Annotated in this window: 11 protein-coding genes; 4 read left to right on the top strand and 7 right to left on the bottom strand. The window is 71.8% G+C overall.

The features are described from left to right. Positions 1 to 122: 122 nt before the first annotated feature. Both ACZ6CL_RS21560 and ACZ6CL_RS21555 read right to left on the bottom strand, forming a co-directional pair. Positions 123 to 1,166, bottom strand: coding sequence for a zinc-dependent alcohol dehydrogenase family protein (locus ACZ6CL_RS21560; protein WP_468937748.1), 1,044 nt, complete (start codon positions 1,164 to 1,166; stop codon positions 123 to 125). A 292-nt stretch (positions 1,167 to 1,458) separates the two neighbouring features. Then, positions 1,459 to 2,700, bottom strand: a complete 1,242-nt coding sequence (locus ACZ6CL_RS21555; RefSeq protein ID WP_468937747.1) for an MFS transporter — start codon at positions 2,698 to 2,700, stop codon at positions 1,459 to 1,461. 136 nt (positions 2,701 to 2,836) lie between these two features. Here ACZ6CL_RS21555 and ACZ6CL_RS21550 point away from each other — a divergent pair, with 136 nt between their 5' ends. The 3 genes from ACZ6CL_RS21550 to ACZ6CL_RS21540 all read left to right on the top strand — a co-directional run bounded on the left by ACZ6CL_RS21550 (position 2,837) and on the right by ACZ6CL_RS21540 (position 5,873). Continuing rightward, positions 2,837 to 3,748 carry a helix-turn-helix transcriptional regulator gene (locus tag ACZ6CL_RS21550; protein WP_468937746.1) on the top strand — a complete coding sequence of 304 codons (912 nt, stop codon included), beginning with the start codon at positions 2,837 to 2,839 and terminating at the stop codon, positions 3,746 to 3,748. A gap of 106 nt (positions 3,749 to 3,854) precedes the next feature. After that, on the top strand, positions 3,855 to 4,595 hold the full coding sequence (locus tag ACZ6CL_RS21545; protein ID WP_468937745.1) for a VOC family protein: 741 nt from the start codon (positions 3,855 to 3,857) through the stop codon (positions 4,593 to 4,595). A 66-nt stretch (positions 4,596 to 4,661) separates the two neighbouring features. Further along, positions 4,662 to 5,873: a TerD family protein gene (locus ACZ6CL_RS21540; protein ID WP_468937941.1), complete on the top strand. Its 1,212-nt coding sequence runs from the start codon at positions 4,662 to 4,664 to the stop codon at positions 5,871 to 5,873. A gap of 60 nt (positions 5,874 to 5,933) precedes the next feature. On the opposite strand, the gene ACZ6CL_RS21535 is transcribed toward ACZ6CL_RS21540, so the two are convergent. Beyond that, positions 5,934 to 7,061, bottom strand: coding sequence for a hypothetical protein (locus ACZ6CL_RS21535; protein WP_468937744.1), 1,128 nt, complete (start codon positions 7,059 to 7,061; stop codon positions 5,934 to 5,936). A 103-nt stretch (positions 7,062 to 7,164) separates the two neighbouring features. Here ACZ6CL_RS21535 and ACZ6CL_RS21530 point away from each other — a divergent pair, with 103 nt between their 5' ends. Continuing rightward, entirely contained in the window at positions 7,165 to 7,932 is a 768-nt protein-coding gene (locus tag ACZ6CL_RS21530; RefSeq protein ID WP_468937743.1) for a class I SAM-dependent DNA methyltransferase, read from the top strand. Between the two features lie 15 nt (positions 7,933 to 7,947). On the opposite strand, the gene ACZ6CL_RS21525 is transcribed toward ACZ6CL_RS21530, so the two are convergent. The 4 genes from ACZ6CL_RS21525 to ACZ6CL_RS21510 all read right to left on the bottom strand — a co-directional run bounded on the left by ACZ6CL_RS21525 (position 7,948) and on the right by ACZ6CL_RS21510 (position 14,502). After that, positions 7,948 to 10,140 carry a WD40 repeat domain-containing serine/threonine protein kinase gene (locus tag ACZ6CL_RS21525; RefSeq protein ID WP_468937742.1) on the bottom strand — a complete coding sequence of 731 codons (2,193 nt, stop codon included), beginning with the start codon at positions 10,138 to 10,140 and terminating at the stop codon, positions 7,948 to 7,950. A 96-nt stretch (positions 10,141 to 10,236) separates the two neighbouring features. Next, complete coding sequence (locus ACZ6CL_RS21520) at positions 10,237 to 11,271, bottom strand: LLM class flavin-dependent oxidoreductase (RefSeq protein ID WP_468937741.1); 1,035 nt, start codon at positions 11,269 to 11,271, stop codon at positions 10,237 to 10,239. A 72-nt stretch (positions 11,272 to 11,343) separates the two neighbouring features. Then, a complete protein-coding gene (locus tag ACZ6CL_RS21515) occupies positions 11,344 to 12,786 on the bottom strand; it encodes an alkaline phosphatase PhoX (RefSeq protein WP_468937740.1) in 1,443 nt (480 codons plus the stop codon). 198 nt (positions 12,787 to 12,984) lie between these two features. Continuing rightward, positions 12,985 to 14,502 carry a hypothetical protein gene (locus ACZ6CL_RS21510; protein WP_468937739.1) on the bottom strand — a complete coding sequence of 506 codons (1,518 nt, stop codon included), beginning with the start codon at positions 14,500 to 14,502 and terminating at the stop codon, positions 12,985 to 12,987. Positions 14,503 to 14,667 lie beyond the last annotated feature (165 nt).

Raw genomic sequence — 14,667 nt, 5'->3', positions numbered from 1 at the left:
CGGCCTCACGGCGCTCGCGGCGACAGCGCCACCGACGGCGGCACCGGTAGCGACGAAGGACGGCGCGACAGACTGTCAGGTGGGGGCGCTGCCTGCGCCGCCCCCCCACCTGTGTCCCGGGGTCAGGGCTTGACGAGGACCTTGAGGCTCTTGCGGTCGGCCATGTCCCGGTATCCGGCGGGAACGCCGTTGAGGCTGGTGGTGGCGTCGAAGACCTTGCCGGGCTCGATGGTGCCGTCGAGGATGTCGGGCATCAACTCCTCGATGTAGGCGCGAACCGGAGCCGGTCCGCCGGCGAGCCGGATGTTGTGGCGGAAGAGACTGCCGAAGCCGATCGGTGCCTCCTCGTACTGGGGCACGCCGACGCGGCTGATGACGCCGCCCGGTCGGACGACGCCGGTGGCCTGTTCGTAGGCGGGCATGTTGCCGACGGCTTCCAGGACCACGTGGGTGCCGTGCCCGGTGGTGAGTTCGCGGACCGCTTCGATCCCTTCTTCGCCGCGAGTGGAGACGACGTCGGTGGCGCCGAACTCGCGGCCGAGGTCGGTGCGGGCCTGGTGGCGCCCCATGAGGATGATCTGCTCGGCGCCGAGCCGCTTGGCCGACAGGACGGCCAGCAGGCCGACGGCGCCGTCACCGATCACGGTGACGCTGGTGCGCTGGTTGACGCCGCCTGCCACGGCGGCGTGGTGGCCGGTGCCGAAGACGTCCGAGAGGGTCAGCAGGGACGGGATGAGGGCGGAGTCGGCGGCGACGGGGAGCTTGACGAGGGTGCCGTCGGCGAGGGGGACGCGGACCGCTTCGGCCTGACCGCCCTCCTCGGCTTCGCCGTCCCAGAAGTTGGCCTGGGCGTGGGCGCAGGAGGTGTGCAGGCCCTCGCGGCAGAATTCGCAGGTGTTGTCGGATATGGCGAAGGGTGCGACGACCAGGTCGCCAGGCTTGACGGTGGTCACCTCCGGGCCGGTGTCCTCGACGATGCCGATGAACTCGTGGCCCATCCTCGCGGGCCCGTCTTCCGGCTTGTGCGAGCCGTAGGGCCACAGGTCGCTGCCGCAGACGCAGGCGGCGGTGATACGGACCAGGGCGTCGGTGGGGTGCTTGATGACGGAGTCGGGGACGTTCTCGACGCGGACGTCGCCGGCGCCGTACAGGAGTGTTGCGCGCATCAGAGATGCTCCATTTCCAGGTAGTGCGTGAGTGTTGTGGTGTGGATCAGGTGTCCGTCGAGAGCAGGACCTTGCCGAGGGTCTGGCGGTCTTGCAGCAGGCGGTGTGCCTCGGCGGCGTCGGCCACCGCTGGCCGCACCGAAGACCCGTCCGACGAGCGCATCGATAACGTCCGGGGGCGCCCACGTCACCTCCTGCTCCCGTGACGACGGTGACCGCGTTGTCGAAGCGCGCCATTTCGTTCCGGGATGTGCGCTGCTGCGTCCCGTGTGGCGTCGGCGTCCGTGGTGGCCTAGACCGCTGCTGCGGAGCGGCGGCGCTGGAGGAGCGCCATGGCGGTGGTGGGGATCAGGGTGAGGGCGGCGATGGCGGTGCCGACCACGGCGGGGCCGGTGGTCCCCAGCGACGAGTCGAGGGTGAGCCCGGCGATCCAGGAGCCGATGGCGGTGCCGAAGTTGAACGCCGAGACGGTCAGGGCAGAGGCCAGGACGGGTGCCTGGTGTGCGAAGCGGACGGCCAGGGCCATCAGCACCGGGTTGGCGCCGAGACCGAAGAAGCCCAGCAGGGTGACCAGGATGATGGTGGGCACGGCGTAGCCGGCCAGCAGGGAGATCGCGAGGAGCAGGAGCGTGGCTCCCGCGGCGGCCACGACGGTCACCGTGTGCGGGCGGCGGTCGCCCAGACGGCCTCCGACGAGTGAGCCGGCCAGGGCGCCGAGGCCGAAACCGGCCAGGACCAGCGGTACGGTGCCGGACGCGACTCCCGACCGATCGGTCAGCAGGGGTGAGATGTAGGAGTACGCCGCCAGGACACCGCCGGTCGTGGTGGCGCAGGCCGCCAGCACCAGCCATACACGGCCGGAGCGCAGAGCGGTCAGCTCGGACCGGATCGACACCGCCTCCTGGTCGCCACCCTCGTGAGGGACGGTACGGGCGATCAGCACCACGGCCGTCGCGGCGAGGGCCGCCAGGGCCCAGAACGGTCCGCGCCAGCCCATGACCTGCCCGGCGAACGCGCCCACCGGGACGCCGACGACGTTCGCGAGCATGGCTCCGGCCCCGACCAGCCCCAGAGCGCGGAAGCTGGCGGCAGGGCCCGCGGCGCGTGCGGCGGCCACATTGGCCACGGCCCAGAAGGCACCGGTGGCAATGGCGGTCAGGAACCGTGCGGCCAGGACCAGGGTGAAGTTCGAGCTGAGGGCGACGATGACGTGACCGGCGGCGAAGATGCCCAGGGCGAGCATCAGCGTCAGCCGCTTGGGCAACCGCAGGGTCAGCATCGCCATCAGCGGGGCGCCGATGATCATCCCGACCGCGAAGACGGTGATCATGAGGCCGGTCTGGGCGACGCTGACCTGTAGGTCGCCCGCGATCTCGGGCAGCAGGCCGGCCGCGACGAACTCGGTGGTGCCCATCAGGAACGTGCCCAGCGCGAGCACGCAGACGACGAGGGGAAGCCTGGTGCGCGGTGCCTGGTGAGGCTGCTCGGTCCGTGCTTCGGCGGGGGCGTGGAGGGTCGCTCCTCGCGTACTCAAGGTTCATCTCCGAGGGGGTCGTGATTGGGGGTACGTCTCCCAGGGAAACGGTCGCCCCACCCTTGAGGAAGGTCGCGTTTATAGGGGGGACAAGCTCAACCTCCCTGTTCGCGAGCAGGTGGCTACCGTGGAACGCATGGATGACCGAAGCGACCACCGCACCGAGATCCGGGACTTTCTTGCCAGCCGCCGCGGCAAGATCACCCCGGAGCAGGCCGGGCTGCCCACCAGCGCCCGGCGCCGGGTGCCGGGGCTGCGGCGTGAAGAGGTCGCCGTGCTCGCCGGGGTGAGTACCGAGTGGTACACGCGCCTGGAGAAGGGCCACATCAGCGGCGTGTCCGAAGATGTCCTCGCCGCGGTCGCCCAGGCCCTGCAGCTGGACGAGGACGAACGCACCTACCTGTTCGACCTGGCCCGCGCCGCCCGGCCCGCCCGCCACACGCCATCCCGCCGCAAGGACGTCGAGGTCCCGCCCCGTGTCCAGTGGCTGATCGACTCCATGACGATGTCCTCCGCGTTCGTCCGCAACGGCCGTCAGGACGTCATCGCCCACAACACCCTGGCCCGGGCCCTGCACGCCCCCATGTTCGACAGCCCCACCACGGACAAACGAGGCCGCCCCAACATCGCCCGCTACATCTTCCTCGACCCCAGTGCCCAGGACTTCTTCGTCGACTGGGAGGCCGCCACCTCCGCCACCACGGCACTGCTGCGCGCAGAGGCCGGACGCGAACCGCACGACCGGGCCCTGCGCGAGCTGATAGGCGAACTGTCCACCGTCAGCCCCGACTTCCGCAGCCAGTGGGCCGCCCACGACGTCCGCATCCGCCACGACGGCACCAAACGGCTGCGGCACCCGGAGGTGGGCCTGCTCGAACTCGCCTACCAGTCCCTGGATCTGCCCATGTCCCACCGGGCCGTGCACGATCTGACCCTGTACATGGCCGAACCGGGCAGCACCTCCGAAGAGCGCCTCAAGCTCCTCGCCAGCCTGGCAGCCACCCCCTTCCCCACCCCCGCGTCCGAGCCGACCGACCACCTGCGCTGAAACGGTCTGCTCAAGGTGTAACCGCAGGCGGTGGGTGAGCCGCTGGCGCAGGGGGCAGGCGAAAATCCGGGCGCTTCCTCATCCGCGCACGCCTATGATCGGCCGCATGGCGACGCGGCTTGTGCAAATATCGATGAAGGCTCAAGACAACTCCGCTCTCGGGCGTTTCTGGGCGGAAGCGCTCGGCTGGGAGGTCACCGGCGACAAGGGCGATGAGACCAACATCGAACCCGGGGGCATCACCTATCCCGACCCCACGGCCCTCTGCATCGACGTCATTCGCGTCCCGGAACCCAAAACGGTGAAGAACCGCGTGCACGTCGACCTCGCCACCACCTCCGCGGCGCATCAGGCGGACCTGATCAGCCGTCTCCGGGAGCTGGGCGCGACGCCCGCCGACGTGGGCCAGGGCGACGTCCCGTGGACGGTCCTCGCCGACCCGGAGGGCAACGAGTTCTGCGTGCTGGAGCCCCGGGAGATCTACCGGGACACCGGGCCGATGGCCGCCGTGGTGGTCGATTGCGCGGATGCGCGGGCCATGGCCCGGTTCTGGAGCGAGGCGATGGACTGGACGGTGCACGAGGTGACCGACGATCGCGCGCTGCTGCGCTCCGCCCAGGGTGTCGGCCCGTATGTTGAGTTCTTCCGCTCGCCGGACGCGAAGACCGTGTGGAACCGCGTCCATTTCGACCTCCGGCCGTACCCCGGAGACGATCAGGCGGCCGAGGTGGCCCGGCTGCGGGCGCTCGGCGCCACCGACCTCGACATCGGCCAGGGCGACGACGTGTCGTGGACGGTCCTCGCCGACCCGGAGGGCAACGAGTTCTGCGTCCTCACTCCGCTCTGAGCTGGGTGAGTCGGCAGGTCAAGGAACCGTAAAAGGGGGACGTTCGTTACCCCGGACATGACCGCTATGACTCCCGGCTCGAACCTCCCCCTCACCGTCGCGCGCGTGGCGGTGGACGTCACCGCGCCCGTGCGGCTCGACGTGTCGGGCCTGCTCCTCACCGCAGACGGCAAGGTGCGCTCGGACGACGACTTCGTGTTCTACAACCAGCCGACCGGGCCCGGTGTGACCCACCGCGCCGGGGCCGGGGGCGGTGGTGACGCGATCACCGTGGACACCGCCGCCGTGCCCCCCGACATCGACAAGATCGTGGTGACCGCGAGCCTGGACGCCCCCGGCGCGACCTTCGCGGGCACCGAGCCGACGGCGACCGTGCGCGGGGCCGATGACGGCGCCGTGATCGCCACGTTCACCCCGCCGCAGCTGGGGGCGGAGACCGCGCTCGTGGTGGTCGAGGTGTACCGGCGGGGCGGGGGCTGGAAGGTGCGGGCGGTGGGTCAGGGCTATGCGAATGGGCTGGCGGGCATCGCGACGGACTTCGGCGTATCGGTAGAAGAGCCCGCCGCTCCGGCCGCCCCTGCTGCCGCCCCGGCCGCCCCGGCCGCTCCCCCGGTGACCCAGGCCGCTCCCCCCACCGGCCCGGCGGCCCAGGTCCCCCCGCCGCCCATGCCGACCACTCCCCCCTCCTCTCCGTCTTCCGGAAAGATCAACCTGGACAAGGGCCGGGTGAACCTCCAGAAGAACCAGACCGTGTCCCTGGTCAAGGGCGGCCGCCCGATGCTGTCGTCGGTGAAGATGGGCCTCGGCTGGGAGCCCGCCTTCCGCGGCGCGAACATCGACCTCGACGCCTCCGTGATCGCCTTCGGCGTCGACCGCAAGAAGATCGACGCGTGCTTCTTCGGCAAGCTGGCCATCCTCAACGGCGCGATCCAGCACTCCGGCGACAACCTCACCGGTGAGGGCGGCGGCGACGACGAGACCATCACCGTCCACCTGGGCGGCCTCCCCCCGGAGGTCACGGGCCTCGTCTTCACGGTCAACTCCTTCTCCGGCCAGAAGTTCACGGACGTGGCGAAGGCCTACTGCCGCCTGGTCGACGCCCAGACGAACGAGGAGCTGGTCCGCTTCGACATCACGCATGCCGAGCCGCGGACGGGCGTGATGATGGCGAAGCTGATTCGGCAGTTCTCGGGTGAGTGGGAGATGACGGCGATGGGCGAGTACGTCGACTCGCGCACGGTCCGAGGAATGGCCAAGCCTGCGGGCAAGGCCCTCTAACCCACCCGGACCCTCGCCCCCGGCACCAGTCGATATGCGGCTCCGCCGCATATCGACAGCTCAGCCGCGCTGGGCCTGGCGGGCGCGTTCGGCCATCATCGGGGTCAGGGAATCGAGCAGGTCGGAGTCGTCGATCTTGGCGATGACCGTGACCACCGTCCCGGTGCGCGCCATCGTGATGCTGACGTCCCTGTCCATGGTCAGCCCGCTGTCGCCGAACGATTCGGTTTGGGGCGAGGAATACGCCCGGCTCTCGTCACCGGCCTGTGGCATGGTCAGGGATTTCACCTCCGCGCTCCGCCGGGGCGCCATGGCCGCGTAGCCCGCGCGCGCCTTCTCGACGCTGGGGTAGGCGACGACGTGGAACTCGATCCCGCCGCCGTCACCCGGGATGTACTTGACCCAGCCTGTGAGGGTCGAACCGTCGCCCCGGGACGAGGCACCCACCCGGGGCGCGCTCGACTGCGTCCACCCCGACGGCAGGCTCGATCCGTCGGCGTCGGGAAGGACGCTCTCGACGGCCGCCGCGTCGGCCAGCGGCACCAGCTTCTCGGCCGCCGGGGTGACCGGGGCCTGGTCGCCGGGGGGCGGGGTGTCGTCGGGGCCCGGCCCCGGCGTCCGGGTGCCGGGCCCGGCGTCCCATCCGGCCCCCGGTCCCTGCTCCCAGGTCGTCGCCCCGGGGCCGTCATCCGCCGCGATCAGCCGCACCCCGCCGTACGCCGCGAAGGCCAGCAGCACGGCCAGCACCACCGACAGGCCGGTCAGCGCCGCGCGTCCGGAGGGGGTGTTGTTGAACGTCATCGGCCCCAGCGATATCTGGGTGCGGCGCACCCGGGCGCCGCCGTCGATCATCACGCTGCCGATGACCTGCCGGGGCCGGGGCGCCGCCTCCGGAGGCGGGCCCGCCAACGCCGCGTTGAGCCGGGCCGCGAACTCCGCGTCCGCCACCATGGCGGCCCGCACCGCGTCCCTGAGCCCCGCCGCGGCCTCCGGGTCCCGGGGCTCCTCGTCCACGGCTCGCAGCGCCGCCTGCCCCTCGTCCGACCCGCCGAGCCGCTCCCGGACCAGGGCGGAGACGGTCCGCCCGACCTCGGCCCCCACGGCCGTCACCGCCCCCGTCGCCAGATCCGTGACAATCCGCACGGCTGCCGTAACTACCGACTCCATGACGCCCCCCGGTTCCGTCATCCCCCAGTCCGCACTTCGGTTGTTCCCACTCCTGGGGCGGCGTACCGGGATGGCGGAAAAATTGGGACGCGCCCGGAAGCACTACCGGAGTACGGTCCCCGCCATGAATGAAGACGACAAGAAGGATGGCGACAAGGACGGCTACTTCGGAGGGCGCGTCGCGGCGACGTACGACGAGTCCGCGGCGGAGATGTTCGAGCCGGGCACCGTGGACCCGGTGGTCGACGTACTGGCGGAGCTGGCCGGAGACGGACGGGCGCTGGAGCTGGGCATCGGGACGGGCCGCATCGCGCTGCCGCTCGCGGAGCGCGGCGTACCGGTCCACGGCATCGACCTGTCCCGGGCGATGGTGGCCCGGCTGCGCGAGAAGCCGGGCGGGGACGCGATCGGCGTGACGATCGGCGACTTCGCCACCACCCGGGTCGACGGCACGTTCTCCGTCGCCTACCTCGTGTTCAACACGATCATGAATCTGACGACACAGGACGCCCAGGTGGCCTGCTTCCGCAACGTCGCGGACCACCTCGCCCCCGGCGGCCGCTTCGTCATCGAGGTGATGATCCCGGAGCTGCGGAAGCTGCCCCCGGGACAGCACATCGTGCCGTTCCGCGTCGGCGCCACGCGCTGGGGGTTCGACACGTACGAGTTCGCCACCCAGGAGATGAGTTCGCACCACCTGTTCCTCGCGGAAGACGGCCGGGCCACGTACACCCCGATGCCCTTCCGCTACGTCTGGCCCGCGGAGCTGGACCTGATGGCCCGGCTCGCCGGAATGCGGCTGCGCGACCGGTGGGAGGGCTGGGCCCGGGAGCCGTTCACGGACGACAGCCCCCGGCACGTCTCGGTGTGGGAGAAGGTGTCGGCCTACTGAGCCATCGACCGGCGGTCACTTGGGGGTTTTCCACAGCCGTACCGTGTGGGCCCTGGCGTCGTTGCCCGCGACGAGCCGCCCGTCCGGGCTGAAGGCCACGTCCTGGATCTCGTGGTCCCCCTGTGCGCCGACCGACAGGATGACGCGTGGTTTATGGCTCGCCACGTTCCACAGCAGCACCCCATTTTTGGCGGGGACGGCGAGCGTCTTGCCGTCCGGGCTGAACGCCAGGTGCTCGACCGTGCCCTGGTAGTAGTCGCTGAGGGTGGCTGTGCGGCGGCGGGTGGCCACGTCCCACAGCCGCACATCGCCGTCGGAGCTACCGGTGGCGAGTGTCTTGCCATCCGGACTGAACGCCACGCTCAAGACCCCTTGGGGGTGGGACAGGGTCGCGCGCGGATCGTCTTGGCCATACGGCTCCGGGTCGCGGCCCGCCACGTCCCACAGCAGCGCCGCGTGCTTCGGCGTGAGATTGCTGCCGGAGTCGTCGCCCGCGGCGGCCAGCGTCCGGCCGTCCGGGCTGAAGGCCACATCTTTGACTCGCGTGCCGGGGTCGAAGTAAGCGAGTGTCTCGTCCCCACGGCCGTTGGTGTCCCACAGGTCCACGGCCTTGCTCTCATCGCCGGTGGCGAACAGCTTGCCGTCCGGGCTGAAGGCCACGCTTTCGCCGCTGCCGTAGAGGAAGCGGATCTGCCGGTGCTCGGCCACGTCCCACAGGGTCACCCAGCCGGTCGAATTGGCGGCGGCGAGGACCTTGCCGCCACGGCTGAGCGCCACGTCGCGGATCTCGAACCCCTCATTGCCCGCGCCGTCGCGTTGGGTGAAGGTGGCTTTGGCTTTGCGGCTGGCGACATCCCACAGCCGCACCTTGCCCTCGTAGCTGCCGGTGGCGAGGGTCTTGCCATCCGGACTGAACGCCATGCCTCTGGCCGCCCCGGACTTCCCGGTGGGGCCGATGGAGGCCGTGGGCGCGAACGAGCGATAGGGGAGGCTGGGGCCGCGGTCGGGGGCGGAGTCGGGGAGGTAGACGGCGATCAGGATGATGGCGAGGACGAGGATCCCGACTCCGCTGAGCACGAGGGGAAACCCCGGGGCGGGGACGGCAAGGGGGTCCGGGACCGGCGGGTTCGGGTTCGGGTTCGCCGAGGTGTCCGCGCCCGACGGAGCCCCCCGTGCCGGGGCACCCGCGGCCGGAGCAGGTGGCGGTACGGGGGCGGCGGACTCCGAGCCGCGCGGCGACCGTGCGGTGCGTGTCTCGGCGTCGGGCGAGCCGGGGGCGCTGGGTGAGCCCGGGGCGCCGGGTGTCACCGGCCCGCCCCCTGACAGCGATACGGCGGTCCGCGTGTGGGCGTCGGCGATTCCCTCCGTCGACCTCCCGCGGCACAACTCGATGACCTCGGCCGGGGTGGGCCGCTCCTCCGGGTCCTTCTCCAGGCAGCGGGCAGCGACGGCCCGGACGGGCTCGGGGCAGCCGTCGAGGTCGGGAGCCTGTTCCAGGACGCGGTAGATCACGGCGTGGTCGGCGCCGCCGCCGAAGGGGAGCCGTCCGGTGGCGGCGAAGTGCGCGACGCCCCCGAGGGCGAACACATCACCGGCTTCGGCGACGCTCTGCCCCCTGATGTATTCGGGCGCCATGTAGGCAGGCGTTCCCGTACGCATTCCGGTGGCGGTCACGGACGTGACGTCCGCGGCCCGCGCGATGCCGAAGTCGATGACCTTGGGCCCGTCACCGGTGAGGATGATGTTGGACGGCTTGAGGTCGCGGTGGATCACACCGGCCGCGTGGATGGACTGCAGGGCTTCGGCCACCCTGGCGACCAGCCCCACCACCTCGTCGGCCGGCAACGGCTCACCCTCGGCCACCGCCTGCTGCAGGGACGGACCGGGAACGTAGGCCGTGGCCAGCCACGGTTCACCGGCCCGGAGATCCGCGTCGACCACCGGCACCGTGTAGAGGCCCTGCACCCGCCGGGCGGCGGCCACCTCCTGCTCGAACCGCTTGCGGAACGTCGCGTCGCCCGCGTACTCGCGGTGCACCACCTTGACCGCCAGCGCGCTTCCGGCGGGCGTACGGCCCAGATAGACGCGGCCCATCCCACCCGCGCCGAGAACCCCCTCCAGCCGGTACGGACCGACCTCGGCGGGATCACCCGGCCCCAGTGGGCGCGGTGGCGGCGGCGCCGTCGACCGGCCAAGTTGTCGGGACATGCCGACCTCACCCCCGTTGAACTGCCGCACATCGTGCGAGCGAGCGACAGCGTAAACGAACCCGGCACCCCCGGAAAGATCTCCCCGTTCTCCGGCCTAGGCGGACACCGGGCTCCCCACCGGATCGGTCAGGCCCGCCATCCGGGCCAGCCGCCGGTACGAGCCGAGGAGGGCGCCGCGGTCGTACGTACTCGTCGTGACCAGCACCTCGTCCGCGCCGCTGCGCCCGATCAGCTCGTCCAGGGCGGCGGCCACCTCGTCCTCGGTGCCATAGAGCTGGCCGCGCAGCCCCTCCTCGTAGAAGCCGCGCTCCTTCTCGGACATCTCCAGCGCGGCGATCTCCTCCGGCGGGGTGAGCGGGGGGAAGGTGCCACGGGTGCGGGAGTGGGCCATCGCCCAGGCCTCGGGGACGAGGAGGCGGCGCGCCTCCTCCGCCGTGTCGGCGACCGCCACGTTGCCCGAGACGACGACGTACGGCGCGGACGACCACGCGGAGGGCCGGAAGCCCGCCCGGTAGCGGTCGATCGCGCGCAGCATCCGGTCCCGGCCGCGCAGATCGCCGATGACCAGCCCCAGCCCCGCCTCGGCCGCCACGTCCGCGCCCGCTCCCGTCGCCAGGACGAAGGCGGGCAGGGTCAGACCCTCCGCCGGGTGGGCGTGGACCTGGGGGTACGCATGCTGCTCACCGGTGAACCAGCCCAGCAGCTCGGCCAGTTGCGCGCCGAAGTCCCGCGCGGCGTCCTTCTCGGCGCCGAGCGCCCGGCGGATGCCGTCGGTGAAGCCGACCGAGCGGCCGAGGCCCATGTCGATCCGGCCGGGGAAGAGGGAGGCCAGCACCCCGAACTGCTCGGCCACCACCAGCGGGCGGTGGTTCGGCAGCATCACGCCGCCCGTGCCGACCCGGATGCGGTCCGTCGCCGCAGCGACGGCGGCCGCCAGCACGGTGGGCGCCGATCCGGCGACGCCGGGGACGCTGTGGTGCTCCGAGACCCAGAAGCGGTGGAAGCCGAAAGCCTCGGCCTGCCGCGCGAACCGTACGGTGTCGCGCAGCGCCTCGGACCGCTCCCGCCCCTGCCGGGTGCGGGAGCGGTCCAGGATGGAGAAGGGGACGTTACGAAGCCGCGAGGTCACCTATGCGTCAACGCGACGCCCGGCTCGCGGGATTCCCCGTCCCAGCGTCTCGGCCTCCCGCGTCTCGGCGTCTCAGGCCTGACGGCGCCAGGGGCCGGTGATCGCCAGCATGATGCCCGGGACCTGGATGTTCGCGTACAGGGTCTGCCCGTCGGGCGAGAAGACCACGCCGGTGAACTCGCTGAACTCGGGCTCCTCCGCGGAGCCGATGTTCAGGTCGTTGCGCGCGATCGGGTACGTACGGCCGTCGTCCGTCGCCCCGAACAGGTGCTGGACGCCCTCGCCGTCCTCGGCGATCACCAGACCGCCGTACGGCGAGACGGTGATGTTGTCCGGGCCGTCGAACGCGCCGTCCTTCGACGGGTCCGGGTTGACGCCCAGCAGCACCTTGAGGGTGAGGGTGCGGCGCTTGGGGTCGTAGAACCAGACCTGGCCGTCGTGCTGGACCGGGCTCTCCTCACGGGCGTACGAGGAGACGATGTACGCGCCCCCGTCGGCCCACCACATGCCCTCCAGCTTGCGCGCCCGGGTGATCTGGCCGTCGGCGAACTGCTTGCGGACGGGGACGGACTTGGCGTCGCGGTCGAGCACCGGCTCCCAGTCCACGCCGTAGACCGTGCCGGTCTTGGTGGCGCGGGAGAGGTCGTCCACGAACTTGCCGCCGGAGTCGTAGCACCGGGGCGCCTGGAGCACGCCCGCGTCGTCCTTGAGGGTACGGAGCTGGCCGCGGCCGTGCTCGAAGCCGTGCGGCGGGACCCAGCGGTAGAGGAGGCCGTTCGGGCCGGAGGCGTCCTCGGTGAGGTAGAGGTGGCCGCGCTTGGGGTCGACGACGACGGCCTCGTGCGCGTACCGGCCCAGCGCCTTGATCGGCTTGGGGTTGCGGTTCGCCTTGCGGTCGTGCGGGTCGACCTCGAACACGTAGCCGTGGTCCTTGGTCATGCCGTTCTGGCCGGCCTTGTCCTCGTTCTCCTCGCAGGTCAGCCAGGTGCCCCACGGGGTGCGCCCGCCCGCGCAGTTGGTGGAGGTGCCCGCGATGCCCACCCACTCGGAGACGTGGTCGCCGTGCTTGGCGACCTCGACCACGGTGCAGCCGCCGGACGCCGCCGGGTCGTAGACCAGGCCGTCGATCAGCGGGACGGGGTGCGGCCAGTCCTTGCGGGGGCCCTTCAGCTCGTGGTTGTTGACGAGCAGCGTCGCGCCGCGGGGGCCCTCGAAGGTGGCGGTGCCGTCGTGGTTGGACGGGGTCGACTCGCCGGACTCCAGCGTCGTCTCACCGGTGCGGGTGATGATCCGGTAGGTGAAGCCCTCGGGCAGGGCGAGGATGCCCTTGGGGTCGGCGACGAGCGGGCCGTAACCGAGCTGGGCGCCGCCGCCTCCCTGCTCCGCGGCGGTACCGGCGGTCTCCGCCGCCAGGGCGCCGGGCGCGGTGCCGAGCACACCGGCGCTCCCGACCAGGGCGAACCCCGCCCCGGTGTACGCGGAGCGCTTCGCGAAGTCTCTTCGAGTGACGGCCATCTTCATCTCCTGAGCGGCAAGGGCCTGGCTGCGGACGCCATGCTGGGGACTGCGCGCATAGATTTTCGTCCTAGACCGAACAACAGTTGAACGGAATGAGACATCGACGGACCAAACGGGCCCGTCGATGTCGCGTTATCCGCTATCTGCCGGTCTGCCGGTCGTCACGCCCGGGAACAGGCCTTTATCCGCCGGTCGTCACGCCCGCGAGCGGGCCTTGAACGCGGCCTTCCGGGCCTCCTTCGCGGCCTTCTTGTCCGGATGCAGCCGCCCCATCGCCTCCAGCACGTCGGCCGTCGCCGGGTGGTCCACCTTCCAGGCCGACTCGAAGAAGCCGCCGGACTGGTCGACCAGCCCGCGCACCAGGTCCCGCAGCTCCTCGGAGTCGTCCTCCGTGGCGAGCTGCGCGGCCAGGGTGTCCACCGTCAGCCAGAAGACCATGGTCTCCGACGGCTCCGGGATGTCCTTCGCGCCGTGCTCGGCCAGCCAGACCCGGGCCAGCCCGCCCAGGTGGCGGTCGTCCAGCACCTCGCGCAGCGCGGGCTCGGCCGCGCCGCCGACCAGCGACAGCGTCTGCTGGCAGGTGAGGCGGCGCAGCGGGGCGTCCTCGTCGTCACCGCGGGCGGCGGCCAGGAGTTCCCGGGCGGCCTCTTCGGGCGCACGGCGGCCGAGCCACAGCTCGGCCTCGGCCTGGGCGGCGGACTCGGGGTGGCCGGGGAGGGTGTCCAGCAGGACGTCCGCGCCCTTGTCGGCCAGGTCGCCGACGACCGGGGCGTCGACGCCCGCGTCGAGCATGCGGGAGCGGACCGCGTAGACGCCGAGGGGGGTGAGGCGGACCATGCCGTAGCGGGACACGTCCTCCTCGTCGTCCTGCGGCGCCTGCTGCCGCGCCGGGTCGGACTCGTGGAGGCGGACCTCGCCGTCGACCTCCTCGATCAGCGCCTCGTCCACCGGCTGGTAGTCGATCAGACCGGTCGGGGCGAGCAGCCGGAACTGGTCGTCCAGCCGCACCATCGCCTCCGACACCTCTTCGAGGATGTCGTCGGTCGGCTCGTCCATGTCGTCGGGGACGACCATGGAGGCGACGAGCGCGGGCAGCGGCACCGAGCCGACGGCCGCCTCCTCGTCCATGGCGGTGAGCAGGTAGAGGTTGCCGAGGATCCCGTCCAGGAACTCGCCCTCCTCCTCCGGGTTCCAGTCGATCGAGTCGAGGTCGATCTCGCCGCCCTCGCTGATCTGGTCCACGATATCGGCGAGGTCGGGCGCCGCGGCGTCGGCGAGGACGGTCTCGAAGCCGTCGAGCCACAGGTCGAGGACGTCCTGCGGGCTGCCGCCGGTGATCAGCTCCAGCTCTTCGCCGCTGGTCGCGGTGGCGGTGGGCTCGCTTTCGCCGTCGGCCGCGGTGTCGTCGTCGTCCGCCGCGCGGTCGCTCTCCGCGGACTCCTGGATCGCCACCAGCCCGGTGTCGACGGCCAGCTGCCACGCCTGGGCGACGTGCTCGGCCCCGTCCTCGTCCGCCGCGAGGTCCAGCAGCTCTACCGCCGCCCGCAGATCGTCAGCCGACAGCACGCCCCCCGCCGCCACCGGCTTTCCGGGCTCGGCCCAGCGGGCGAGCCGCACCGCGCGGGCGAGGAGCGGCGCGGCGAGCGCGTCCCGGGCGAGTTCCGCGTCGGTGCGGAGCCGCACGGGCGGCATGGTGGGGCGGTCTCCTGGCATAAGCGGAAGTCTCCTCGGCGGATGGCGGTACGGAGGGTACGAGGCGCGCGGCCCGACCCCCCAGCGTAGACGGAACGCGGGGGCAGTTTCGTCCCGATGTGGCCGCCCGCCGTGTTCCCCCACGCGGTGACGCGTCTGTTCATCCGGAGGTCCGGGCCCGTACAC

It is taken from the genome of Streptomyces sp. NPDC041200, assembly GCF_055591805.1.
Note: the sequence above shows the minus strand (reverse complement) of the source record. Positions and strands in the feature narration are given on the sequence as shown.

Coding starts and splice junctions, on each gene's coding strand:
- ACZ6CL_RS21560 (WP_468937748.1), bottom strand. CDS start 1,166: ATGCGCGCAACACTCCTGTACGGCGCCGGCGACGTCCGCGTCGAGAAC.
- ACZ6CL_RS21550 (WP_468937746.1), top strand. CDS start 2,837: ATGGATGACCGAAGCGACCACCGCACCGAGATCCGGGACTTTCTTGCC.
- ACZ6CL_RS21545 (WP_468937745.1), top strand. CDS start 3,855: ATGGCGACGCGGCTTGTGCAAATATCGATGAAGGCTCAAGACAACTCC.
- ACZ6CL_RS21540 (WP_468937941.1), top strand. CDS start 4,662: ATGACTCCCGGCTCGAACCTCCCCCTCACCGTCGCGCGCGTGGCGGTG.
- ACZ6CL_RS21535 (WP_468937744.1), bottom strand. CDS start 7,061: ATGACGGAACCGGGGGGCGTCATGGAGTCGGTAGTTACGGCAGCCGTG.
- ACZ6CL_RS21530 (WP_468937743.1), top strand. CDS start 7,165: ATGAATGAAGACGACAAGAAGGATGGCGACAAGGACGGCTACTTCGGA.
- ACZ6CL_RS21525 (WP_468937742.1), bottom strand. CDS start 10,140: ATGTCCCGACAACTTGGCCGGTCGACGGCGCCGCCGCCACCGCGCCCA.
- ACZ6CL_RS21515 (WP_468937740.1), bottom strand. CDS start 12,786: ATGGCCGTCACTCGAAGAGACTTCGCGAAGCGCTCCGCGTACACCGGG.
- ACZ6CL_RS21510 (WP_468937739.1), bottom strand. CDS start 14,502: ATGCCAGGAGACCGCCCCACCATGCCGCCCGTGCGGCTCCGCACCGAC.